20 protein-coding genes are annotated in these 23,134 nt (G+C 67.8%); 13 read left to right on the top strand and 7 right to left on the bottom strand.

Going from position 1 to position 23,134, the window contains the following annotated elements; genetic code table 11:
• The 5 genes from HNR15_RS12470 to HNR15_RS18860 all read right to left on the bottom strand — a co-directional run bounded on the left by HNR15_RS12470 (position 1) and on the right by HNR15_RS18860 (position 7,319).
• Positions 1-2,247 carry a glycosyltransferase gene (locus tag HNR15_RS12470; protein WP_179482247.1) on the bottom strand — a complete coding sequence of 749 codons (2,247 nt, stop codon included), beginning with the start codon at positions 2,245-2,247 and terminating at the stop codon, positions 1-3.
• Positions 2,244-2,867, bottom strand: a complete 624-nt coding sequence (locus HNR15_RS12465; protein WP_179482245.1) for a sugar transferase — start codon at positions 2,865-2,867, stop codon at positions 2,244-2,246. Before HNR15_RS12465 ends, HNR15_RS12470 begins: the two co-directional genes overlap by 4 nt.
• Positions 2,867-4,000, bottom strand: coding sequence for an aminotransferase class I/II-fold pyridoxal phosphate-dependent enzyme (locus HNR15_RS12460; RefSeq protein WP_179482243.1), 1,134 nt, complete (start codon positions 3,998-4,000; stop codon positions 2,867-2,869). Before HNR15_RS12460 ends, HNR15_RS12465 begins: the two co-directional genes overlap by 1 nt.
• On the bottom strand, positions 3,997-5,811 hold the full coding sequence (locus HNR15_RS12455; protein ID WP_343048532.1) for a polysaccharide biosynthesis protein: 1,815 nt from the start codon (positions 5,809-5,811) through the stop codon (positions 3,997-3,999). Before HNR15_RS12455 ends, HNR15_RS12460 begins: the two co-directional genes overlap by 4 nt.
• 92 nt (positions 5,812-5,903) lie before the next feature.
• On the bottom strand, positions 5,904-7,319 hold the full coding sequence (locus tag HNR15_RS18860) for a polysaccharide biosynthesis tyrosine autokinase (RefSeq protein ID WP_179482239.1): 1,416 nt from the start codon (positions 7,317-7,319) through the stop codon (positions 5,904-5,906).
• A gap of 455 nt (positions 7,320-7,774) precedes the next feature.
• Between HNR15_RS18860 and HNR15_RS12445 the strand changes: the two genes are divergently transcribed.
• Positions 7,775-8,338: an arsenate reductase/protein-tyrosine-phosphatase family protein gene (locus tag HNR15_RS12445; RefSeq protein WP_179482237.1), complete on the top strand. Its 564-nt coding sequence runs from the start codon at positions 7,775-7,777 to the stop codon at positions 8,336-8,338.
• A gap of 135 nt (positions 8,339-8,473) precedes the next feature.
• Positions 8,474-9,523: a hypothetical protein gene (locus HNR15_RS12440; protein ID WP_179482235.1), complete on the top strand. Its 1,050-nt coding sequence runs from the start codon at positions 8,474-8,476 to the stop codon at positions 9,521-9,523.
• Positions 9,524-9,575: 52 nt separating this feature from the next.
• Here the strand turns inward: HNR15_RS12440 and HNR15_RS12435 are convergent, their stop codons facing one another.
• Complete coding sequence (locus HNR15_RS12435) at positions 9,576-10,358, bottom strand: DeoR/GlpR family DNA-binding transcription regulator (protein WP_179482234.1); 783 nt, start codon at positions 10,356-10,358, stop codon at positions 9,576-9,578.
• Between the two features lie 109 nt (positions 10,359-10,467).
• On the opposite strand from HNR15_RS12435, the gene trpS reads away from it, so the two are divergent.
• From trpS to HNR15_RS12410, 5 genes are all read left to right on the top strand, one after another.
• Entirely contained in the window at positions 10,468-11,502 is a 1,035-nt protein-coding gene (gene trpS, locus HNR15_RS12430; RefSeq protein WP_218883702.1) for a tryptophan--tRNA ligase, read from the top strand.
• 5 nt (positions 11,503-11,507) lie between these two features.
• Positions 11,508-12,059, top strand: coding sequence for a 2'-5' RNA ligase family protein (locus HNR15_RS12425; RefSeq protein ID WP_179482230.1), 552 nt, complete (start codon positions 11,508-11,510; stop codon positions 12,057-12,059).
• Positions 12,060-12,461: 402 nt separating this feature from the next.
• A complete protein-coding gene (locus HNR15_RS12420; protein WP_179482228.1) occupies positions 12,462-13,187 on the top strand; it encodes a succinate dehydrogenase/fumarate reductase transmembrane subunit in 726 nt (241 codons plus the stop codon).
• A 9-nt stretch (positions 13,188-13,196) separates the two neighbouring features.
• Entirely contained in the window at positions 13,197-15,182 is a 1,986-nt protein-coding gene (locus HNR15_RS12415) for a fumarate reductase/succinate dehydrogenase flavoprotein subunit (RefSeq protein ID WP_179482226.1), read from the top strand.
• 2 nt (positions 15,183-15,184) lie between these two features.
• Complete coding sequence (locus HNR15_RS12410) at positions 15,185-15,928, top strand: succinate dehydrogenase/fumarate reductase iron-sulfur subunit (RefSeq protein WP_179482224.1); 744 nt, start codon at positions 15,185-15,187, stop codon at positions 15,926-15,928.
• Between the two features lie 45 nt (positions 15,929-15,973).
• On the opposite strand, the gene HNR15_RS12405 is transcribed toward HNR15_RS12410, so the two are convergent.
• The gene (locus tag HNR15_RS12405) at positions 15,974-17,107 is read right to left on the bottom strand and encodes a glycosyltransferase family 4 protein (RefSeq protein WP_179482222.1); all 1,134 of its coding nucleotides are present in this window, start codon (positions 17,105-17,107) and stop codon (positions 15,974-15,976) included.
• A 169-nt stretch (positions 17,108-17,276) separates the two neighbouring features.
• Here HNR15_RS12405 and HNR15_RS12400 point away from each other — a divergent pair, with 169 nt between their 5' ends.
• The 6 genes from HNR15_RS12400 to HNR15_RS12375 all read left to right on the top strand — a co-directional run bounded on the left by HNR15_RS12400 (position 17,277) and on the right by HNR15_RS12375 (position 23,132).
• Positions 17,277-18,386, top strand: coding sequence for a mannose-1-phosphate guanylyltransferase (locus tag HNR15_RS12400; RefSeq protein WP_179482220.1), 1,110 nt, complete (start codon positions 17,277-17,279; stop codon positions 18,384-18,386).
• Between the two features lie 45 nt (positions 18,387-18,431).
• Positions 18,432-19,499 (top strand): quinone-dependent dihydroorotate dehydrogenase, encoded by a 1,068-nt coding sequence (locus tag HNR15_RS12395; protein ID WP_343048531.1) that lies wholly within the window; start codon positions 18,432-18,434, stop codon positions 19,497-19,499.
• Between the two features lie 156 nt (positions 19,500-19,655).
• The gene (locus HNR15_RS12390) at positions 19,656-20,570 is read left to right on the top strand and encodes a hypothetical protein (RefSeq protein ID WP_179482218.1); all 915 of its coding nucleotides are present in this window, start codon (positions 19,656-19,658) and stop codon (positions 20,568-20,570) included.
• An 85-nt stretch (positions 20,571-20,655) separates the two neighbouring features.
• On the top strand, positions 20,656-22,233 hold the full coding sequence (locus HNR15_RS12385; protein WP_179482216.1) for an acyl-CoA mutase large subunit family protein: 1,578 nt from the start codon (positions 20,656-20,658) through the stop codon (positions 22,231-22,233).
• Between the two features lie 9 nt (positions 22,234-22,242).
• On the top strand, positions 22,243-22,707 hold the full coding sequence (locus tag HNR15_RS12380; protein ID WP_179482214.1) for a guanyl-specific ribonuclease: 465 nt from the start codon (positions 22,243-22,245) through the stop codon (positions 22,705-22,707).
• Positions 22,704-23,132: a barstar family protein gene (locus tag HNR15_RS12375; protein WP_218883701.1), complete on the top strand. Its 429-nt coding sequence runs from the start codon at positions 22,704-22,706 to the stop codon at positions 23,130-23,132. The genes HNR15_RS12380 and HNR15_RS12375 overlap by 4 nt, the downstream gene beginning before the upstream one ends.
• The last annotated feature ends 2 nt before the right edge of the window (positions 23,133-23,134 follow it).

Raw genomic sequence — 23,134 nt, 5'->3', positions numbered from 1 at the left:
CTAGATCCCAAACTCGCTGAGAGCATACATGAAGTCCTCGTGCACCGTATTCGCCTCTGCCACAAGCGTTCTTGCATGCTCCGCGTTACGTTTGCCTGTTACCATTCTCTGTTCTGGAGACTCCGCCATGGCAAGGATGGAATCCGCCAGCGCGCTGGTGTCCTTAGGTGGCACCAAGCAGCGCAATTCGAGTAATTCTTCGTTCCCCCCCACCTTGGTAGCTATGCAAGGGAGTCCGCTTCCCATCGCCTCGACCAAAGCTCGAGGCAGGCCTTCCGCCCAGGAATTCAAGACGAAGAGATCCGCGCGTTGGTATTCGACCGCCAGTCGGTCGCTCGAAACATGTCCCAAAAATCGACCCGAGTCTCCGAGAAGACCATTTGCGTGTTCCTGTAGGGCAGGTCGCAGTTGCCCGTCCCCGGCGACGGTCAACGTCACCCGGACCCCCCGCGCCCTCACCGCGGCGATAGCATCAATCAACTCGCGCACGCCCTTGTAGGGTTTCTCAAGACTCGCCACAGTTAAGATATTCATCGTGGGATTATCCGTTGCCCTGGCAGTGGCCGAATAATTCAGTCGACGCACCGAAAATGCTCCAAACTCTTCCCCACGTGTTGGGTAGCGGTCTTGGAGAACGCGCCTTGTCACGTACCGAGCGACGTGCGCCCGAGATGTCAGGAGGCGGGTTGCTGCCCGCATGGTTGGCCGCTGAATCCGACCGACTAATCCCTGCGTGACCGGCTCGGCGAGCGATTCGACCGGATCTCCAGCCACCACCACAGCAAGAGGCGTGCGTGTGGCGAGGGTTATGAGACCGGCGATCGTACTGATGGATCCGGGTGTGTACACGACGACGCCCGGAGCGTGCCGTATGTGGCTATACAGATGCATGGCAGAACGGAGCACATCCGAAATCCCTCGCCAGGGGACGACCACTCCAGCGCTTCCGGGAAGCAGAGGCCGCGACGCCGTCAAATCGGTGCCGGCTGCAGCCCTGGCCAGGACTTTCACAGGGCGTTGTTGCGACAAGCCGCTCAAAGCCCCCAGAGACGAGAAACCGTACAGCGTAGAATCACGCACCTCACATCTCTGCTCGACCACGACGAGAAGCGGAGGCTGGCTGCTGAGCGTACCCTCGAGGACGTCGACCACCTCATTCGAGAGGATTTGGTTGTCGAACTTTCGGACCATCAGTTCCCGCGCTCTGTGCCCACGTTCCTCCAGCCTGCCGGTCTTGAATTCTTCGTGCGCCTGATTCAACTTATCCAAGAGGTCACCGGCGTCGCCGGCCTTGAATACCCAGCCTGTGAGGTCTGTGATTGCCTCCGGCAGGGCTCCTGCATCGGAAACGATTACGGGCAGGCCCATACTGGAGGCCTCCAGCGCGGCGCCGTGATTCTCCGACAGCGACGGCGACACAGAAACGTCGGCGCTATTGTAATAGGTCCTAACGTCGGAGACGGTTGATATCCACGTGGCACCTGGGAGCTGATGATCGTTCATCAGACGCTGGCGGTACTGCTCGCCGGTGTCGTCGAAGCCGCTTCCAACGAAGACAATACGCGACCTGGGATTTTTGGCATGAAACTGTTGCCACGCCTCGATCATGGTCTCATGGCCCTTGATTCCCTGCCCCCTGAACACACTCTGTTTCGGTGCGTAGAAGTAGGCCACCATGATGCATACGAACGTGTCTGGGTCCGCGATAGATTCTTGTGATAAGTCACGCGCTGGATCAAATTTCTGAGTGTCGACGCCGTACGGTATGGCCCTCAAGCGGCTGGCCGGGTATCCGATCGCGGCGTACTTGCGTTCGGTGTATTCGGATCCTGCAATGATCGCGTCGTCCAAGCGAGAAGCAATAGATTCAATAGTCGCGAGCACTCTTGATTCAAGGTATAGGGGCCCGGCGACCATGTGGACCGTGCGAGATGGTGTGCCGATGGCTGCGAGGCGGGCGAGCAGGGCTGACAAGATGAGGTGGTAGAAAACGACGTCAGGTGTCTCCCGGCGAATGAAATTGTGCAAGCTCCAGAGGGCGTTCAGCCCGGCCAGGCTAGATCTTGGGGAGAAGTCCCACTCGATGGGGTGAACCGCTATGGAGTGGGCGTCTAGAGCTGAGCGCAACCTGCCCAAACCTTGGGGAATCGCGACCACCACCTCGTGATGCCGCGCCTGCATGGCTGCAATCTGCGGCATTAGCCACATCCCGCCGACATTTGTCTTCAAGACAATCAAGATCTTCACGGGGCACCCTCTAGGCACGGTTTGCCTGCGAACTCGTTCATGGTCACAGACTCTGAGCCAGTGACGCCGTCACGGGCGAGGACAGGGCGGACCGTGCGCCAAATGAGCTGCAGGTCGCCGCGGATCGAATGATGGTCGACGTAATGCACGTCGAGCCTCAGACGTTCGTCCCATTTCACGGCGTTCCGCCCAGACACCTGGGCCAGGCCGGTCAGACCAGGTTTGACGTGATGGCGACGCGCCTGCTCGGGGGAATACCGGTTGAGATAGCTCATCAACAACGGCCGGGGTCCGACCAGCGACATGTCGCCGCGCACGATGTTCCACAGGGCGGGCAGCTCGTCCAAGCTGGTCGCGCGCAGCTTCGCGCCGAACGGCGTGAGCCGCTCAGCGTCCGTGACCAACCCACGCGAAGGGTCCTCGTCGAGCATGCTGCGGAACTTCAGCATCTGGAACGGTCGCCCGTGCAATCCCGGGCGGGTCTGGCGGAAGAGCACCGGGCTGCCCAGCCGCCGTCGTACGGCGACCGCGACGACGGCCTGGAGGGGCGCGGTGAGAATGAGCGCGGGCACAGCGAACGCCAGATCGAACGCCCGCTTCGCGACAGCGGAGGTGGGCATTACTGCTGGATCAGAGTCGACGTGACATCGATGACGTGGTCGATGTCCGCGCTGGTCAGTGCCGACCCGCTCGGCAGGGTGATGCCCGAGGCGAAGAGCGACTCGGACACGCCCCCGGCGAACATGCGGCTCTTGGCGTAGAGCGGCTGCATGTGCATCGGCTTCCAGAGATGGCGGGCTTCGATATCCGCGGCCTCGAGGCCGGCGATGACGTCGTTCGCACTGACGGGGCTGTCCGGGGCGAGCACCATGCAGGTCAGCCAGCAGTTGTCCTCGCTGTCCGACAGGCCGTCGCCGCGCCCCAGGAAGCGCACGCCGGGCAGCGCGCCCAGGGCGTCGGCGTACTGCTGGCGGTGCGCGCGCCTCCGGGCGATCATCTCGTCCAGTCGCGAGAGCTGACCGACGCCGATCGCGGCCAGGATGTTGGAGAGTCGGTAGTTGAAGCCCATCTCGGTGTGCTCGTACCAGGGGGCAGGTTGGCGGGCCTGCGTCGACAGGTAACGGGCTCGATCGATCAGGTCGCCGTCGTTGCTCAGCAGCATGCCGCCGCCGGACGTCGTCATGATCTTGTTGCCGTTGAAGGACAGCGCGGCGGCCGTGCCGAACGACCCGGCGCCCTTGCCGTGGTGGGTCGCGCCCAGCGCCTCTGCAGCGTCTTCGACCAATGGGATGCCGCGCTGCGCGAGCGCCGGCATGAGGGCCTGATAGTCGGCACTGCGTCCGAACAGATCCACGGACAGGACGCAGCTGACCTCCCGGCCCTGGGCGGCCAACTCGTCGACCGCCTCCAGAGTGAGCTCGACGTCGAGGTTGGCGTCGTCCAGCCGGGAGTCGACGAAGACGGGTTCCGCACCGGTGTAGAGGACCGCGTTGGCCGTCGCGGCGAAGGTCATCGAGGGGAGTACGACCACGGTGCCCGGTCCCGCGCCGTGGTGCAGCAGCGCGAGGTGCAGTGCCGCCGTGCCAGAGGACAGCGCGAGGGCGTGCTCGACTCCGACCCGCTGCGCGACCTCGGCCTCGAAGCGGTCGACCATCGGACCCAGGGGGGCGACCCAGCCGGAGCGCAACGCCTCCAGCACGAGGGTCTCCTCCAGGACGGACACGTCCGCCTTGGAGAGATGGATGCGCGTCACGCCTGTTCCTTTACGTGGATCGGTTCGGTCGCTTCGTAGCGCATCCGCGCCTGCGCCTCGGCGCCGTCCTGCGGCTCGGCGGTCAGGACCGAACTGGTTGAGATCGGCGGCACGTCGACATAACTCACGAGAGGGTGGGAGGACTGACGGATGTCCTCACCAGGGGTGAAGAGCTCCTCGGACAACTTCTCGCCGGGCCGCAGACCGGTGTAGACGATCTCCACGTCGCGCTCGCCGGACAGGTCGATGAGGGTTTTGGCGACGTCGACGATCTTCACCGGCGTGCCCATGTCGAGCACCATGACGTGCCCGTCGCGGCCGATCGCGGAGGCCTGGAGGACGAGCTGGCTCGCCTCGGGGATGAGCATGAAGTAGCGCTCGACGTCCGGGTGGGTCACCGTGATCGGACCGCCGCGCTCGATCTGCGCGGTGAACGCTGTGATGACCGATCCGCGCGAACCCAACACGTTGCCGAAGCGGACGCTGACGTATCGACCGGCATCGAGCTCGGCGAAGTCCGCGGTCATCCGCTCGGCGATCCGTTTGCTGTAGCCGAGGACGCAGGTCGGGCGTGCGGCCTTGTCGGTCGAGATGTTGACGAACGTCTCGACGTCGACCTCGTGCGCGGCCTGCAGCACGTTCATCGTGCCGAGCACGTTGGTCTTCCAACCCTCGAGCGGATACTGCTCGAGCAGCGTGAGGTGCTTGAGTGCCGCGGCGTGGAAGACCATCTGCGGGCGCTCGCGGGCGAACACTTCGCGTAGGGCGTCCAGGTCGCGGATGTCGGCCAGAGCCAGCGTGCCGTCGTCCAGCAGGGCACGGCCGGTGATGCTCATCTGCACTCCGTGCAGCGCGGACTCGTCGCGGTCGAGCAGGATCAGCTTCTTCGGGCCGAATCGCGAGATCTGGCGGGCCAACTCGGAGCCGATCGAGCCGCCCGCGCCGGTCACGAGGACCGTCTTGCCGTTGATCGACTCGGCGATCGCCGTCTCGTCGAGCACGACCTGGCGGCGACCGAGAAGATCCTCCAGGTTCACGCGCCGCAGATCCGCCTTGCGGGGCGTGTGACCCATGAGCTCACTCAGCGTGGGCAGGATCAGCACCGTGAGGCCGGCGTCGGCAGCCAGTGCCCGCAGGTCTCGGATCAGGTCGGTGTCGGCCGACGGGATCGCGATGACCAGGGACGTCGCGCCGCTCGCCTCGGCCAGCTCGCGCAGTCGGTCGCGCCCGCCACGCACGGTGACTCCGTCAATCTTGATGTGCCGTTTGCGCGGATCGTCGTCGAGCAGGCAGACGGGCGCGTACGTCGCGTGCTTGTCCCGCCGCAGGTCGCGCACGAGGCGTCGACCCGCCTCGCCCGCACCGAAGACGATGACCTTCTGGGTGCTGTCGCTCGACACCGTGCGACCCCACCGGTAGGAACGCACGATGAAGCGCAGGGTGAACATGCCGACCAGCGACAACGCCGGCACGAGCAGCGCCAGGCTGCGCGGCGCCCCGTGCAGCCACGGGGTGGCCATGACGACCAGGATCAGCACCGCGGCGTCGAAGACGATCGTCAGACCGATGTCCGCGGTCTCCTCGAACGAGCCTCGCTGGTGGCCGATCCGGTAGGGACCGGCCACGACGCCCGCGAGCACGTGCACGAGAGCCGCCACGATCGCGAACTGCACGATCGCCATCGTCAGGAACTGGTTGAAGCGCAGGTCGTAACGCAACCAGGTCGCGGCATACGTGGCCAGGATCACGACGCCGGCGTCGGCGGACGCCCACGTCGCCTGGACCAGCCATTCGCGCCTGCGTGAAGTCACGGGCAGCTTCACACGCGGCGTGGGATCCTGTGCCACGACGAGTGGGTGCGCGGCCTGCCCCTCCGCGCTGTGCTGGTCCATGTGTGTGTCGTTTACTTCCGGCTCGATGCGTGCTCGGACTTGGCGTGGCTCGCGGCGCGAGTGCCGCCCGGGTTCGGCCGGTAGGTGTAGTAGTCGTAGTAACCGGCGACGCGGTTGGCGCGGGGGACGCGGTTGAGCGCCACACCGAGCACGGTGCCGTTGACGGCCTGCAGCGACCCCAGTGCCGCGCCGAGCTGGTCACGGGTGACCAGACCGCTGCCGACCACCAGCACGCAGCCGCTCGCCTGAGTGCTGAGCACGGCGGCGTCGGTGACGGGCAGCAGCGGCGGCGCGTCGATGAGGACGTAGTCGAACTGCTCGCTGAGGCGTCGCAGCGTCTCGCCCATGGCGGGGGAGCCGAGCAGCTCGCTCGGGTTCGGGGGCAGCTGGCCGGCGCCGAGCACCGAGAGGCGGTGCTTGCCGTACGGCTGCAGCACGTCCGCCAGCGACGCCTGCTCGATCAGGACGTCGGTCAGACCGACGGCGCCCTCCAGGCCCAGGTAGTCGAGGAGACGCGGCCGGCGCAGGTCGCCCTCGATCAGGCAGACGCTCAGGCCGTTCTCCGCCAGCGTCAACGCCAGGTTGGCCGTCGTGGTGGTCTTGCCCTCGCCGGCCAACGCCGACGTCATCACGATGATCCGGTGGTGGTGAGCGGCATCGACGAAGCGCAGGTTGGTGCGCAGCGACCGGAAGGATTCCGACCGGGTGGAGTGGGTGTCGGAGGCCAGGAGCAGCGGGTGCTTGGCGGCGTCGGAGTCGAAGGGGATCGTGCCGATGACCGTGAGGTTGTCGGCCAGCTCCTCGACGTCCTCCTTGGTGCGGACCCGGTTGTCGAGCAGCTGACGCAGCACAGCGAGGCCGATGCCGAGCAGCAGACCCAGCACGAGACCGAGCAGCACGTTGCGCACCGGGCGAGGGCTCACGGGGGAGCGGTCGATGATCGGGGACTTCGTGGTGGTCACCTTGACCGGGCTCTGCGACTTGGCGGAGACCCGCTCGATGCCCTCGACGGTCTTCGGGAATTGCTGGGCGATCGCCGCGGCGATGCGCTGCGCCTGGTAGGCGCTCGTGTTCGTCACCGCGACGTTGATCAGCACGGTGTTGGGCGGCACGGTCGCCGAAACCTTCGCGCCCAGGTCGGCCGCCGTCGTCGGCAGCTTGAGCTGCTCGATGACCGGGTTCAGCACCACGGGGGCCGTGACGAGCTGGGTGTACGACGTCACGCGGGCCTGGCTGAAGGTGCTGCCCTGGGCCAACTGCGCCGAGTCGCTCGAGTCGGAGGTCGACACGAAGAACTGCACAGTGGATTGGTAAGACTTCGTGCTCGCCAGCGTGTATGCCGACGCGAGCACGACCATGACGATCGTGGTGGTGACCACGATTCTCCACCGTTTGCGCAGGACTCGCAGATAGGTCCGAAGATCCACGGAAAACCTTTCCGAACTAAAGCTTGAGAATGGGCCGGTCACGCGTCATTTCGACGGCGAATTGTCGGCGCTGCGTGATGCCGGACGGCGTGACTCTCCCCCATGGTGAGTCTGCAGCGGGGCTAGGTTACTCTTGCGTTACTTAGCGTATTCGCCTTGCACCGTTCGGTGTCGGCCCGTCGTACGACGGTCGTCACGGGGTGGAAGCGTAACCATAAGGCAGACCTCTCACGGAGGATGGCCGTCGCTGAGTGGGCAGCCTGGCGGGTAGAACGCGGTAGACGCTAACAGCCGTTTCGAGGACTCAGACGCCTTAGAGCATGGTCCTTTTTGCAGGGCGGGCAGATCGCTGGAAGGCCTGTTGTTTATCTGTCTTATGCGTACCATTCCTTGACGCATTCTTTACTTTCGATCCGGCCGAATAGACGCATCGCGCGACCCCTACGATGCGAGGCATGACTGATGCCGGCGCCGTCCTGGTCGTGTGCACGGGCAACGTGTGCCGCTCGCCCTACATCGAGCGACTGCTGCGCGCGTCGATAGGTGACCTCGGCGTCCAGGTCTCCAGCGCGGGCACGATGGCGCTCGTGGGGGAGCCGATGTCGGAGGAGTCGTCCGAACTCCTGACCCAAGGTGGTGTCGACGCGGAGGGTTTCCTCGCGCGTCAGCTCACCCCCGCGATGGTCGAGCAGGCCGATCTGGTGCTGACCGCGACGCGGGAACACCGCAGCGAGGTGGTCCGCACCGCCCCGCGAGGCCTGCGCTACGTCTTCGCTCTTGCCGACTTCAGCGATCTGGTGGGAGCCGCCGACGTGCCCTCTGGGGTGAGTGGAGTCGCTGCGTTGGTGGCGCTGGCCTCGTCGCGCCGGGGAGAGGTCGAGGCGCGTGACGTCGACGACTCCGGCATCGACGACCCGTTCCGACAGGGGCACGAGGCGTACGCGCGGATGGCCTCACAAGTCGAGCAGGTGCTGCCGCCGGTCGTGGCTGCGTTCAGGCAACTCTCGCCGACCTACTGACGCCCTCCTGTCGAGTGGCATAGATATGTATCGGGTGCACCACATGTAGGTACGCCAGTCGAAACATATGTATGCCACTCGACGAGGCTGTGGATGACGTCTGCGGGCGATCGCTCATTCATGCCACCGTGCCGGATGGACGAGCCCTCCTTCCCTGCCCGGCCGTACCACTTGGGCCGCATCCAGCTGGTCGACGCTGACGCCGCTGCAGCCCTCCCTCTGGTGGCCGGAGGGCTGGGCGATGTCACTGCCGACGGGGATGGCCCGGCGGACCAGCAATCGAACGCCGCCCGATTGCAGCGTGTCCGCCGCGGTGCCTACGTCGATCGCGACGGCTGGGAGCAGCTGTCGGCCAATGCGCAGCTGCTTCTACGGGCGCACGCAATCTCCGCTTCGGCCGAGCGGGGCCGCCTGTTCTCCCACTGCACGGCGGCCCGGGCTTGGGGTCTGCCCACCGTCGGCAAGCAGCAGTCGTCCGTCGAGATGCTGGTCGCTGATGGCCGGACCGGCAGGTCACCCGGGTTGATTCGCCGACGCACCCAGAACCTGCCCGACGGCATTGAGCTGGACGGTCTGTGCGTGACCAGCCCGGCGCGTACGGCGGTGGACATTGCAAGGGTGCAGTCACTCGCTTCCGGGGTGAGCGTGATGGACAGCGTCCTCACGCGAGGACTCGCGTCGCACGACGAGCTCCGGGCCGAGCTTCGCGCTGTGCCGCGCGGCGGTAGGGGGCGGCAGCTCGCCGCGCTGGCACTTGCGCTCGCCGATGTCGGAGGCGAATCGGCCGGCGAGTCCCTGAGCCGGGTGCAGCTCTACACGGCCGGCTTTCCGCGGCCGAGCCTGCAGGTGGAGTTCCGCGACTACCGGGGATTCATCGGGCGGGTGGACATGTTCTGGAAGGAACTCGGCGTCGTGGGCGAATTCGACGGCAAGACGAAGTACGGCGTCGACGACAGGCAGTCATCGGCGCAGGCGGCAGGGATCCTCTGGCGTGAGAAGCAGCGCGAAGACCGCCTCCGGGCACTTGGTCTCACCGTGGTCCGGTGGATCTGGGACGACGCGTGGAACGCAACCCCGATGCTGCGACGCCTGCGCGCAGTAGGGCTGCGCACGGGGCACTCGCAGCAGTGGCCAGTGCCCGACCTTTCGAGTGGCAGACAAACCCCTCGAGCGGCGCACTCGTAAGGGGTGCACCGGAAACATATGTATGCCACTCGGGCCGGGGAGGGCGGGAGCGTCAGTCGTCGTCGGAGCGGGGCGCCACGATCAGGTTGATGTCGTGTCCGGACAGCTCGCGCCGCGCTTCCTCGTCGAGCTCCGCGTCGGTGACCAGCGTGTCCACCTGGTCCAGGGTCGCGATCGTCGACAGGCCGATGACGCCCCACTTGCTGTGGTCGGCGACCACCAGCACCTTCTTCGCCGACTTGATCAGCGCCCGATTGGTCTGTGCTTCCTGCAGATTCGGCGTCGTGAGGCCCGCCTCGAGGTCGATGCCGTGCACGCCCAGGATCAACGTGTCCACGTGCGTGGTCGCGAGCATCGCGTTGGCGACGGGACCGGCGAGCGCGTCGGACGGCGTACGCACACCACCGGTCAGCACCACGAGTTGGTCGTCGCGGGTCGGGTCGTAGAGCAACTCCGCGACGCGCGGGGAGTTGGTGACGACCGTCAGCCGTTTGATGGCACGCAGCTCGACCGCCACCGCGTACGCCGTGGTGCCGGCGGAGACGGCGACGGCCGTACCGGGTGGGATGAGCGAGGCTGCGGTGCGCGCGATCTCGGACTTCTGGATCGGGTTCATCTCCGACTTCACGCTGAAGCCGGGCTCGTCGATGCTGCGGTCGGCGAGCGTCGCGCCGCCGTGCACCTTGTGCACCAGGCCCTTCTCGGCGAGCGCCTCGATGTCGCGACGGATAGTCATGTCGCTCACCCGGAGCTCGGTCACCAGGTCGGCCACGCGCACGCCCCCGTCGCGTTCGACCGTGGTGAGGATGACCTCCTGCCGTTGCCGCGCAAGCATCGTGGGTCCCTCCCTGCCTCGATCTGCCAACGGACTGTACTCGGTGGGACAGCGCGGTACTGAGCAGTCGAGCGCCCGGAACGTGCCACGCGCGAGCGGTCTTGGCACAATGACGGCCATGTCCGCTACGCCAGCACATCGGCCCCGCATCCTGTCCGGGATGCAGCCCACCCACGATTCGCTCCACCTGGGCAATTACCTCGGTGCGCAGGTGAACTGGGTGGCCATGCAGGCCGACTTCGAGGCGTTCTTCTGTGTGGTCGATCTGCATGCCCTGACCGGCGGGCAGGTCTCGCCGGAGGACCTGCGGCGGCGTACCCGGATCACGGCCGCGCAGTACATCGCCGGCGGCATCGACCCCGAGACCTCTACCGTCTTCGTGCAGTCGCACGTGCCCGAGCATGCGCAGCTCGCCTGGATTCTCAACTGCATCACCGGTTTCGGTGAGGCGTCGCGGATGACGCAGTTCAAGGACAAGTCTGTGAGAGGGGGCGGCGACTCCGCCAACGTCGGGCTCTTCACCTACCCGATGTTGATGGCGGCCGACATCCTGCTCTACGACACCGCCGCGGTGCCCGTGGGCGAGGACCAGCGCCAGCACCTGGAGCTCACCCGCAATCTCGCGCAGCGCTTCAACGCCCGCTTCGGCGAGACGTTCGTGGTGCCCGAGGCGCACATCCCGGCCGGTACGGCGAAGATCATGAGCCTGGTCGAGCCGACGTCGAAGATGAGCAAGTCGGCGGAGAACCAGAACGGCAGCCTGTGGATGCTCGATGAGCCCAAGGCCAACGTGAAGAAGCTCAAGTCGGCGGTCACCGACACCGACAACGAGGTGCGCTTCGATCCGGAGGCCAAGCCGGGCATCGCCAACCTGCTGCGCATCCACGCCGCGCTGTCGGGTGAATCCGTCGAAGCGCTCGTCGAGCAGTACGCCGGTGAGAACAGGTACGGCGCGCTCAAGGGCGACGTCGCCACACTCGTCACCGAGTTGCAGCGGCCGTTCAAGACACATGTCGATGAGCTGCTGGCGGACCCTGCCGAGCTGGACGCAGTGCTGCGAAAGGGCGCTGATCGCGCTCGCGAGGTCGCTTCCGTCGTCCTGGAGCGCGCCTACGACGCCGTCGGCTTCCTCCCGCGGGCCTGACCTGCATGCCGACCATCGGAGTCTCCTTCGCGGTGCCCGAGCCGTGGGCGGCCCAGTTGCAGGAGGCCCGGCGCCGCGCGGGCGACGACCTCGCCGATGCCGTGCCGCCGCACGTCACGCTGATGCCGCCGACGCAGCTGGAGGAAGCCGACCGGGACGTGCTGCTGCATCACCTGGCCTCGGTCGCCGCGCGGCACAGCCCCTTCCGGATGACGCTGCGCGGCACGGGCACCTTCCGGCCGACCTCCGAGGTCGTCTTCGTGGCGGTCGCCGAGGGCATCAGCAACTGCGAGCAGATCGAGGCGCAGGTGCGCTCCGGCCCGGTCGCCCGCACGCTGCTCTTCCCCTACCACCCGCACGTGACGATCGCCCACGACGTACCCGAAGAGGGTCTGGACCGCGCGTTCAACGAATTGGCGGGGTTCGAGGCGCGGTTCCAGGTCGAGGGTTTCGACCTCTACGAGCACGGTGCGGACGAGGTGTGGCGTCCCGTGCGCCACTTCTCCTTCGCCGGGACGCCTGCCGCCCGCGGGGTCCCCGTCTCCGCAGGAAAGTGACCGCGGCGCCGATTCCACACGTGGGGGTGGATCTGGTGGGCGGGCCGCGCCGCCAGCCGATGTTTTCAGGCGCCTGGAAGGGAGCCGCTTGCCCCCCCTTCCGCTCCAGCGCCACCTGGCATGTCGGGAAGTGACCGAAGCGCCAACAACCCACCCGGCCGCGTACGACAGACGCAGGAATGTGACCGCAGCGCCGATAACCCACCCGCGCGGCGGCCGGCAGGGGAGCTGACGCCAGCGGTCCTCGTCCAGGCCGCCTGATGCCTACGCCGGGTGTCGGAAGGTGACCGCAGCACCGGCAACCGACGCTCGCGGCGTACAACCAGGTGTCGCACGACACATCCGCCGGGTGAGGCCCACCTAAGCGAGGGGCGCGCGCAACTGCGCAGTAATCTCCAGGCTGTGGCTATTTCAACCCTCCCTGCGAAGCGCGCCAAGCGCACGGGGAAGACGGGCAGCAGCGTCTACCTGAAGACCGTCATGGCGGTCACGGGCATCATCTTCGTGCTGTACGTGCTCGCGCACATGTACGGCAACCTCAAGCTCTTCGCCGGGCACGCCGCGTACAACGAGTACGCCGAGGGCCTACGCACGTTGGGCACTCCGGAGCTGCCGCGGCACGGCTTCCTCACGATCATGGAGATCGTGCTGGGGGTCAGCGTGGTGCTGCACATCTACGCCGCGGTCACCCTGTGGAAGCGCTCGAAGGCCGCCCGGCCGCAGCGCTACGCGGTGAAGAAGACGGTCGTGCAGTCGTTCTCGTCCAAGTGGATGCGCTGGGGCGGGCTCGCGCTGCTGCTCTTCATCATCTGGCACCTGATCGAGTTCACCTTCTTCAAGGTGAACGTCGGCCCCGGCGGCCAGAGCGCGTCGGTCACGCAGGACCCGTTCGAGCTGGTCGTGCACACGTTCAACACGTGGTGGATGACGCTGATCTACCTGGTGGCGATGGCCGCGCTGCTCATGCACCTGCACCACGGGGTCTGGAGCGCCTCGCAGACCCTGGGCCTCGCGAGCACGCCCGCGGCCCGGCGGTACTGGAAGCTCGCGGGCCTGGCCATCGGCTTGATCGTCGCCGTCGGCTTCATCGTCCCGCCCCTGTTCATCCTGTTCGGCGTCATCAAGTGAGGGCCGCAGATGTCTGACCTGATTCAAGACCTCTACCGCGAGGGCGAGCCGATCGCGGACACCAAGTGTCCCGACGGCCCGATCGAGAACCGCTGGACCGAGGCGAAGTTCGAGAACAAGCTCGTCAACCCCTCCAACCGGCGCAAGCTCTCGGTGATCATCGTGGGGACGGGGCTGGCCGGCGGTGCCGCCGCCGCCACGCTCGGTGAGGCCGGCTACCACGTGAAGTCCTTCTGTTACCAGGACAGCCCGCGTCGCGCGCACTCCATCGCCGCGCAGGGCGGCATCAACGCCGCGAAGAACTACAACGACGACGGCGACTCGACCTACCGCCTCTTCTACGACACGGTCAAGGGCGGCGACTACCGCTCGCGCGAGACCAACGTCTACCGCCTGGCCGAGGTCAGCACCGCGATCATCGACCAGTGCGTCGCGCAGGGCGTCCCGTTCGCCCGCGAGTACGGCGGCCTGCTCGACAACCGCTCGTTCGGCGGCGTGCAGGTCGCGCGCACCTTCTACGCCCGCGGCCAGACCGGTCAGCAGCTGCTGATCGGCGCGTACCAGGCCATGGAGCGGCAGGTCACCGCCGGCACCGTCGAGGCGTTCACCCGTCACGAGATGCTCGAGGTGATCGTGGTCGACGGCCGCGCCCGCGGCATCATCGCCCGCGACATGGTGACCGGCGAGATCGAGACCCACCTGGCCGACGCCGTGGTGCTCGCCTCCGGCGGCTACGGCAACGTCTACTTCCTGTCGACCAACGCGATGGGCTGCAACGTCACCGCCACGTGGCGCGCGCACCGCAAGGGCGCCTACTTCGGCAACCCCTGCTACACGCAGATCCACCCGACCTGCATCCCGGTCTCCGGTGAGCACCAGGCGAAGCTGACGCTGATGAGTGAGTCGCTGCGCAACGACGGCCGCATCTGGGTGCCGAAGAACCGCGACGACTGCGACAAGGACCCCCGGGACATCCCCGAGGAGGACCGCGACTACTACCTGGAGCGCATCTACCCGGCGTTCGGAAACCTGGTGCCCCGCGACATCGCGTCGCGGCAGGCCAAGGCGATGTGCGACGACGGACGCGGTGTGGGCCCGAAGGTGGGCGACTTCCGCCGCGGCGTCTACCTCGATTTCGCCGACGCCATGGAGCGGATGTCGCGCGATCAGGTCGCCGCGAAGTACGGGAACCTCTTCGACATGTACCAGCGGATCACCGGTGAGTCGCCGTACGAGGTGCCGATGCGCATCTACCCGGCGGTGCACTACACGATGGGCGGGCTGTGGGTCGACTACGACCTGGAGACCACGATCCCCGGGCTGTTCGCGGCCGGTGAGGCCAACTTCTCCGACCACGGCGCCAACCGGCTGGGCGCGTCCTCGCTGATGCAGTGCCTCGCCGACGGCTACTTCGTGCTGCCCAACACCATCCGCGACTACCTCGCCTCCGGCCCGTTCGAGAAGGTCGACGAGCAGCACGAGGCCGTCGTCGAGGCGCGTACGGCGGTCACCGACCGGATCGAGAAGCTGCTCTCCATCAACGGCGAGCGCTCGGTCGACTCCTTCCACCGCGAACTCGGCCACATCATGTGGGAGTACTGCGGCATGGAGCGCAGCGAGGAGGGGCTGAACAAGGCCATCGGCCTCATCCGCTCGCTGCGCGAGGAGTTCTGGCGCAACGTGCGCGTGCTCGGCAGCGCCGACACGCTCAACCAGTCGCTGGAGAAGGCCGGCCGGGTCGTGGACTTCCTCGAGCTCGGCGAGTTGATGTGCATCGACGCCCTGCACCGGCGCGAGTCCTGCGGCGGTCACTTCCGCAGCGAGAGCCAGACCGAGGACGGCGAGGCGCTGCGCGACGACGACAACTTCGCGTACGTCGCGGCGTGGGAGTTCGGCGCCGACCGTGACGGCGACGACGTGGCCCTCACGCCGACGCTGCACAAAGAGGACCTGGTCTACAACTTCATCGAGTTGAAGCAACGGAGCTACAAGTAACCATGAATCTCACCCTCAAGATCTGGCGTCAGGCCGGGCCCGACGACGGCGGCGACTTCGCGACGTACGACGTGCGCGACATCTCCGACGACATGTCGTTCCTGGAGATGCTCGACGTCCTGAACGAGGACCTCATCGGCAAGGGCGAGGAGCCCGTCGCCTTCGACTCCGACTGTCGCGAAGGCATCTGCGGGCAGTGCGGACTGATGATCTCCGGAATGGCGCACGGCCCCGATGTCACCACCACCTGCCAGCTGCACATGCGCTCCTTCAGCGACGGCGAGACGATCACCGTCGAGCCGTGGCGCGCGTCGTCGTTCCCGGTGCTGCGCGACCTCGTGGTCGACCGCTCGGCGTTCGACCGGATCATCCAGGCCGGCGGCTACATCTCGGTCAACACCGGTGCCGCCCCTGAGGCGCACTCGGTGCCGGTGCCCAAGGCCAACGCCGATCGCGCGTTCGACACCGCGACTTGCATCGGCTGCGGCGCGTGCGTGGCGGCCTGCCCGAACGCGTCCGGGATGCTCTTCATGGGCGCCAAGATCGCCCACCTGGGCGAGCTGCCCCAGGGTCAGCCGGAGCGCGACTCGCGCGTGGTCTCGATGGTCAACCAGCACGACGCCGAGGGCTTCGGCGGTTGCACCAACATCGGGGAGTGCGCTGCGGCGTGCCCCAAGGAGATCCCGCTCGACGTGATCAACCAGCTGAACAAGGACTTCCGCAAGGCCAAGAAGGGCGCTCACTGAGCGACCGGTCTGTGCGGCGCCCGGGTCCTTGCGGCCCGGGCGCTGTCATATGGCGACGCGCCGGTCGTACGCCGGGTGCGTGACCCGCCCGTAGTAGGTCAGCAGCTGATCGACCACCGGCGCCCAGCCTCGCTGCAGCGCGTCCTGACGACCCGCCGCACCCATCCGGCGGCAGCCGAGCGGATCCGCGAGTACTCCGCACACCGCCTCCTGCAGCGCGCCCGGCCGGTCGGGGTCGAAGTGGTGGCCGTGCACGCCGGCGCGGATGACGTCCAGGGGCCCACCCCTGGCCGGTGCGACGACCGGCAACCCTGACGCCATGGCCTCTTGCAGTGTCTGCCCGAACGTCTCGCAGGTGCCGGTGTGCACGAAGACGTCGAACGCGGCGTACGCCCGGGCCAGCTCGGCTCCCTGCCGGTAGCCGAGGAAGCGCGCCCGGGGGAGCAGCCGTTCCAGTTTGGCGCGGCTCGGCCCGTCACCGACGACGACCAGCGCGACGTCCGGCAGATCGGCGATCTCGGCGAGCCGATGCACCTCCTTCTCGGGCGCCAGGCGACCGACGTACCCGACGACCGTCTGTCCCTGCGGGGCGAGGGAGCGGCGCAGCTCGTGGGTCGCCGTGTCGGCGGCGCCGCGGGGGCGGAAGAGGTCGGTGTCCACCCCGCGACCCCACGGTGCGACGCGCGGGATCCCGTGCCGTTCCAGGTCGGCCGCGCAGGTGGCGCTCGGTGCGAGCGTGAGGTCGGCGAGGGAATGCACGCGACGCAGCCAGTGCCAGACGACGCGCTCCACGGCGCTCGAGGCGGTGCCGGCGTGCTGCGACAGGTAGGTCGCCATGTCGGTCTGGAAGACCGCGACGGTGGGCACACCGAGGTCGCGGGCCGCCGCGATGCCCCGGGCGCCGAGCGCGAACGGCGACGCCGCGTGCACCACGTCCGGCCGGAAGTCGGCCAGGACCTTGGACAGGTCGGGGAACGGCACACCGACCCGGAAGTCGCGCAGCGTGACGCCGGGGACGGTGTGCACCCGCGCTCCCCGGTACGACGTGGGGGCGGGTGAGGGGCAGACGATCAGGACCTGGTGCCCGCCGTCCAACAGGTGGTCGGCGACGCGGCACACGCTGGTCGTGACGCCGTTCAGGGTGGGCAGGAACGACTCGGTGACGATGGCGACCCGCATACGGCTGACGCTGGCGGCCCTCGTCGACGGGAGGGTGAACGCCCGGTGCCGGGCAAGGTGATCATCCGGTGAAGAGCCGTTGTTGGATTGTGTGGATTCTCATGGTCCAGGGTGCAGTGAGCCGACCGATTGGGGCCGCCCGGCCGGCGTTTCGGGTTAGCGTTCCACCATGTCCGAATCCCTCCTGCCGACGGCGATCCCCGATTTCTGGGCGATCATCCCTGCGGGCGGTTCCGGTACGAGGCTCTGGCCGCTCTCGCGGGAGTCGTCGCCGAAATTCCTGCACGACCTCACCGGATCCGGCCAGTCCCTCCTGCAGGGCACCGTCGATCGCCTCGTCCCGCTCTGCGAGGAGCGGTTCATGGTGGTCACCGGCGTGCCGCACGTGGACGCCGTACGCGAGCAGCTGCCCACCCTGGGCTTCGACAACCTGCTGACCGAGCCCTCGAGACGGGAGTCGCTGCCGGCCATCGGACTGGCCGCCGCGATCCTGGAGCAGCGCAACCCCGCCGCGATCATCGGCTCCTTCGCGGCCGATCACGTCATCAACGATGTCGTCGCGTTCTGCGAGTGCGTCACCGAGGCGGTGCACGTCGCGCGGGCCGGCAAGCTGGTCACCATCGGCATCGAACCCAACCACCCCGCAACGGGATTCGGTTACATCAAGGTGGGTGAGGAGTTGCCCGTCGACGGCGCGCCGCGGGCCCGGGAGGTCGACGCGTTCGTCGAGAAGCCCGACGGGCCGACCGCCGAGGAGTACTTCGAGAGCGGCGCCTACTGGTGGAACGCCGGCATGTTCGTGGTGCAGGCCAAGTCGCTGATGGACATGATCGCCCACTACCAGCCGCTGCTCGCGGAGTATCTGCGCGCGATCGCGGCGCGGCCCTTACGGCTCTCCGAGCTCTGGCCGCGGCTGACCAAGATCACCATCGACAACGCCATCGCCGAGCCCGCCTCGGTCGACGGCCAGGTCGCCGTCATCCCCGCGACGTTCAGCTGGGACGACGTCGGCGACTTCGCCTCCCTGGCCACGCTGCTGATGGACCGTCAGGACGAGCCCGGTGTCAAGGTGCTCGGTGAGTCGTCGCTGGTCGTGATGAAGGACGCCACCGGGGTGGTCGCGCCGGGGTCGGGCCGCACCGTCGTCGCGCTCGGCATCAAGGACGTCGTCGTGGTCGACACGATGGACGCCGTGCTCGTCACCACCCGCGACCGGGCGCAGGACGTGAAGAAACTCGTCGAGCAGCTGCGGCTCGACGGGCGCGCGCACCTGATCTGAGCGCGCCGTTCGCGCCGACCCGGCGTACTTCGTAAGCTGCAGGGCGTGGACCTGCTCGCCAAGACGATGGAAGCCGGTTACACACGCGTGCTGCGGCCCGTGCTCTTCCGCAGCGAGGAGGGTGACCCCGAAGCTGCGCATCACAAGACGCTGCAACGGCTTTCGACTCTCGCCGAGCGGCCGCGCGTCCTCGATCTGGTACGCCGCGCGTGCGCCGTACCGACGGCACCGGTGCAGGTCGCCGGCATCACCTTCCCCGGCAAGGTCGGTCTCGCGGCCGGCGTCGACAAGGACGGGCTGGCGCTGAAGGGGTGGTCGGCGCTCGGTTTCTCCCACATCGAGGTGGGCACCGTGACGCCGCTGGCGCAGCCCGGCAACGACAAGCCGCGCCTCTTCCGGGTCTACGACAGCACCGGGATCATCAACCGGATGGGCTTCAACAACGACGGCGTCGAGGCCCTCGCGACCCGGCTGCGCGCGGTCGGCCCGCTCTCCATCCCCATCGGGGTCAGCATCGGCAAGAACAAGTCGACGCCGGTCGACGACGCCGTGCACGACTACCTCACGTGCCTGCGCACGTTGGACGGCCTCGCCGACTACATCGCGGTCAACGTGTCCAGCCCCAACACGGCAGGCCTGCGGGGTCTGCAGGGTCGCGAACCGCTCGGCGAGCTGCTCGCCACCCTGGTGCAGGAGGCCAGCCAGCTCTCGCAGGCCCGCTCCGGCGACCCGGTGCCGATCTTCGTCAAGATCGCCCCCGACCTGAAGAACGAGGCCATCGACGACATCCTCGAGGTCGCCGGCCACGCCGACATCGCGGGCATCGTCGCCACCAACACCACCCTCAGCCGCGACGGACTGCGCGGCGCCGACCTCGCGCTCGTCGACGAGGAGGGGGGCCTGTCCGGCTCGCCGCTCACCCGGCGTACCCGCAGGATCGTGCGCTACGTCGCCGAGCACACCGTGCTGCCGGTCATCGGGGTGGGCGGGGTCATGTCCGTCACCGACGGGAAGGCCCTGATCGACGCGGGTGCGGCACTGGTGCAGGTCTACACGGGGTTCGTCTACAGCGGCCCGTCGCTCGTGCGCGACCTCAACCGCGCGCTGGGCTGACCCGCCGCGTTCTCCTCGCGTCCCCGCGCGAGTGTCCGCATTTCCGTGCGGACGGGTGCGCGATAGTGCGGACACTCGTGATCCACAGGGTGGCGGTTGTCCACACCCGCCCACCACGCCCTGGTCGACGGGTCGGGAGTCGACGTCCGATGAGTCATGCGAGACCTCGATGACGCCGGCGGCCGACTCCACCAGTTGGCCCAGGACACCGACGGCGTCGTCACGCGGCGAGAAGCCCAGCGCGGCGGCGTCACCCGACGACGCATCGCGCAAGAGGTGGGCCGGGGGCGCTGGGAGGTGAAGCGCCGTGCGGTCACCATCGTGGGCGCGCCGGCGACCCGGGAAGGCAGGTGGCGACTCGCTCTCGCGGGCGCCTCACCAAGGGCAGCACTCGACGGCGCCACGGCGCTGCAATGCGCGGGCATGACCGGGTTCGAGGACGACGTACACATCAGCGTGCCCAAAGGAGACCGGGTGCGGCGCGAGGCGGGGTTGCGGGTGCACGAGCTGCGGTCCTGGAGCGAGAACGACGTACTCGATCTACCCCTGCGTCGGGTAAGGCCCGAACTGGCTGCCCTGCGTGCCGCCCGATGGGCGGCGACCGAACGTGCTGCGCAGACCATCCTCGCCATGACGGTGCAGCAAGGGTTGACCACTCCGCAGCGCCTCATCTCGGTGCTGGACCGCTTGCCGCGGTCGCGACGAGCAACGCTCATCGAGGCGGCGGTCGTGGAGATCGCCGGGGGATCGCAAGCCCTGGGGGAGCTGGACCTGATGCAGGTATGCCGCTCGCACGGGCTTCCGGTGCCGTCCAGGCAGCACGTGTTGAAGCGGCCCAGTGGCACCTACTACCTGGACGCCCGGTTCCACCAGTACTCGCTCACCGTCGAGGTGGACGGCCTCGGCCACCGCGATATCCCGCAGGCCCGGGTCGATCTGCGCAAGCAGAACGAGCTGCAGATCGACGGTGACGTCGTTCTGAGAGTGATGTCGATGGACCTGCGAGATGATCCGACGCCCTTTGTGCAGCAGTTGCGCCGGGCGTTGGTGGCGCGAGGGTGGAGTGGGTAGGTGAGTGTCCGCAGATCCGTGCGGACGGGTGCACGAAAGTGCGGACAACCGGGGGAGGGAGGCGAGCCGATAACCTCGGGGCATCATGGCAAACAGCGAATCCGAGCTTCCGATCGAGCCGGTCTACGACGAGTCCGCGCTCGCCGGCTTCGACGCGCAGGCGAAGCTGGGAGCGCCGGGGGAGTACCCCTACACCCGCGGCGTCTACCCGAGCATGTACACCGGGCGGCCGTGGACGATGCGCCAGTACGCCGGTTTCGGCACCGCACGCGAGTCGAATGCCCGCTACAAGGAGCTCGTCGAGCACGGCACCGGCGGCCTGTCGGTGGCGTTCGACCTGCCGACCCAGATGGGCTACGACTCCGACCACGAGCTGTCGCACGGCGAGGTCGGCAAGGTCGGCGTGGCGATCGACAGCATCGACGACATGCAGGTGCTCTTCGACGAGCTGCCGCTGGACCAGGTCAGCACCAGCATGACCATCAACGCGCCCGCGAGCACGCTGCTGCTGCTCTACCAGCTCACCGCCGAGCGGCAGGGCATCGCCGCCGGCCAGCTGACGGGCACCATCCAGAACGACGTGCTGAAGGAGTACATCGCCCGCGGGACCTACATCTACCCGCCCGCGGAATCGCTGCGGCTGATCAGCGACATCTTCGCCTACTGCCACCGCGAGATCCCGCGCTGGAACACCATCTCCATCAGCGGCTACCACATGGCGGAGGCGGGGGCCACGCCCGTGCAGGAGGTCGCGTTCACCCTGGCCAACGCCAAGGAGTACGTGCGCGCCGCCATCGCCGCGGGCCTCGATGTCGACGACTTCGCACCCCGGCTGTCGTTCTTCTTCGTCGCGCGCACCAGCCTGCTGGAGGAGGTCGCGAAGTTCCGGGCGGCCCGCCGGATGTGGGCGCGGATCATGCGCGAGGAGTTCGGCGCCAAGAACCCCAAGTCGCTCATGCTGCGCTTCCACACCCAGACCGCCGGCGTGCAGCTGACCGCCCAGCAGCCTGAGGTCAACATGGTGCGCGTGGCCCTGCAGGGGCTCGGCGCGGTCCTAGGCGGCACCCAGTCGCTGCACACCAATTCCTACGACGAGGCCATCGCGCTGCCGACCGCGAAGGCGGCCCGGCTCGCGCTGCGTACCCAGCAGGTCATCGCCTACGAGACCGACGTGACCAAGACCGTCGACCCATTCGCCGGCTCCTACGTCGTGGAGTCGATGACCGACGACGTCGAGGAGGCCGCGCTCGCGCTCATCCAGCAGGTGGAGGACAAGGGCGGGGCGGTGAAGGCGATCGAGGAGGGCTTCCAGAAGTCGGAGATCGAGCGCACGGCGTACGCCACGGCGCTGCAGATCGACAGCGGCGAACGCACGGTCGTCGGGCTCAACAAGTTCGTCACGAAGGACGACGAGGCGTACGTGCCGCTGCGGGTGGACCCCGCGATCGAGGCCGAGCAGTGCGAGCGGCTCGCGACGCTGCGCAAGGAACGCGACAACGGCGCCGTCGAGAAGGCACTCGACGCGCTGCGTGCCGCCGCGCAGGGCAGTGACAACGCGCTCATCCCCATGAAGGAGGCGCTCGCGGCCCGCGCCACCGGCGGCGAGGTCAGCAACGCGCTGCGCGACGTGTGGGGCATGTACGTACCCCGCGAGTTCTTCTAGGCGCCGATCATGTTGTCCCTCGGCACGATTCGCCGACGCTTCGTGCCGCTCGTGCTCGGGCTGCTGGTCGTGGCGCTGATCATCGGCTGGATCGCGCACCAGAGCTCGGGGAGCAAACCCCACAGTGCGCCCAGCACCACGCTCCTGTCGGTGACGCAGCCGGCGAGCTCGAGCAGCACTTCTAAGGACACGTCCGGACTCGGCACCGTGGCGTACGCCGATCTGCCGAGCGGGGCGCGCCACACCCTCTCCCTCGTGGACAAGGGCGGTCCCTATCCCTACCGGCAGGACGGCACGGTCTACCAGAACCGCAACCGGGATCTGCCGATCCAGCCTCGCGGCTACTACCACGAGTACACGGTGGTCACCCCCGGGTCGGGCGACCGCGGCCCGCGCCGCATCGTGGTCGGCCGGGACGGCACGGCGTACTACACGGCCGACCACTACGACACCTTCCGCCGGGTGCAACGGTGAACGACGCGCCGCGTCGGCCGGTCGGGGGCGAGGGACCGGAGGCGGTGGCGCGGCTGGCGCTCGCACGGGCGATGGCCGCTACGGCGTCGGGCGCACTGATTCTGGAGATCGGCCCCGTCCTGGCCGCCGAGGAGGGCGTGCGCGCAGGGTGGCACGTGGTGCACCTCGAGGCGTGGGGCGACCGGGCGGCGTTCCTGCGCGAGTGCGCGCGGGCGTTCGACCTGCCCGACTGGTTCGGCCACAACTGGGACGCGCTCGCGGACTCGCTGTCCGACGTGCAGCATCTGCCCGGCACGCTGGTCGTCTGGGCCGGCGCGCGCGGGTTGGCCGACGACGTACGCGCGACCGCCACCGAGATCTTCGCCGACCGCGCGGACGCCGGGCCGGCGCCGTTCCTGGTGGTCGACGTCGGCAGCGAACCATGACG

The organism is Allobranchiibius huperziae, assembly GCF_013410455.1.
Classification (GTDB): domain Bacteria; phylum Actinomycetota; class Actinomycetes; order Actinomycetales; family Dermatophilaceae; genus Allobranchiibius; species Allobranchiibius huperziae.
Note: the sequence above shows the minus strand (reverse complement) of the source record. Positions and strands in the feature narration are given on the sequence as shown.

What these genes read in the sequence shown, in the direction of transcription:
- HNR15_RS12385 (WP_179482216.1), top strand. Translation starts at nt 20,656, where the DNA reads ATGGCAAACAGCGAATCCGAGCTTCCGATCGAGCCGGTCTACGACGAG.
- HNR15_RS12440 (WP_179482235.1), top strand. Translation starts at nt 8,474, where the DNA reads ATGGACGAGCCCTCCTTCCCTGCCCGGCCGTACCACTTGGGCCGCATC.
- HNR15_RS12390 (WP_179482218.1), top strand. Translation starts at nt 19,656, where the DNA reads ATGCGAGACCTCGATGACGCCGGCGGCCGACTCCACCAGTTGGCCCAG.
- HNR15_RS12405 (WP_179482222.1), bottom strand. Translation starts at nt 17,107, where the DNA reads ATGCGGGTCGCCATCGTCACCGAGTCGTTCCTGCCCACCCTGAACGGC.
- HNR15_RS12425 (WP_179482230.1), top strand. Translation starts at nt 11,508, where the DNA reads ATGCCGACCATCGGAGTCTCCTTCGCGGTGCCCGAGCCGTGGGCGGCC.
- HNR15_RS12380 (WP_179482214.1), top strand. Translation starts at nt 22,243, where the DNA reads ATGTTGTCCCTCGGCACGATTCGCCGACGCTTCGTGCCGCTCGTGCTC.
- HNR15_RS12410 (WP_179482224.1), top strand. Translation starts at nt 15,185, where the DNA reads ATGAATCTCACCCTCAAGATCTGGCGTCAGGCCGGGCCCGACGACGGC.
- HNR15_RS12465 (WP_179482245.1), bottom strand. Translation starts at nt 2,867, where the DNA reads ATGCCCACCTCCGCTGTCGCGAAGCGGGCGTTCGATCTGGCGTTCGCT.
- HNR15_RS12400 (WP_179482220.1), top strand. Translation starts at nt 17,277, where the DNA reads ATGTCCGAATCCCTCCTGCCGACGGCGATCCCCGATTTCTGGGCGATC.
- HNR15_RS12435 (WP_179482234.1), bottom strand. Translation starts at nt 10,358, where the DNA reads ATGCTTGCGCGGCAACGGCAGGAGGTCATCCTCACCACGGTCGAACGC.
- HNR15_RS12415 (WP_179482226.1), top strand. Translation starts at nt 13,197, where the DNA reads ATGTCTGACCTGATTCAAGACCTCTACCGCGAGGGCGAGCCGATCGCG.
- trpS (WP_218883702.1), top strand. Translation starts at nt 10,468, where the DNA reads ATGACGGCCATGTCCGCTACGCCAGCACATCGGCCCCGCATCCTGTCC.
- HNR15_RS12445 (WP_179482237.1), top strand. Translation starts at nt 7,775, where the DNA reads ATGACTGATGCCGGCGCCGTCCTGGTCGTGTGCACGGGCAACGTGTGC.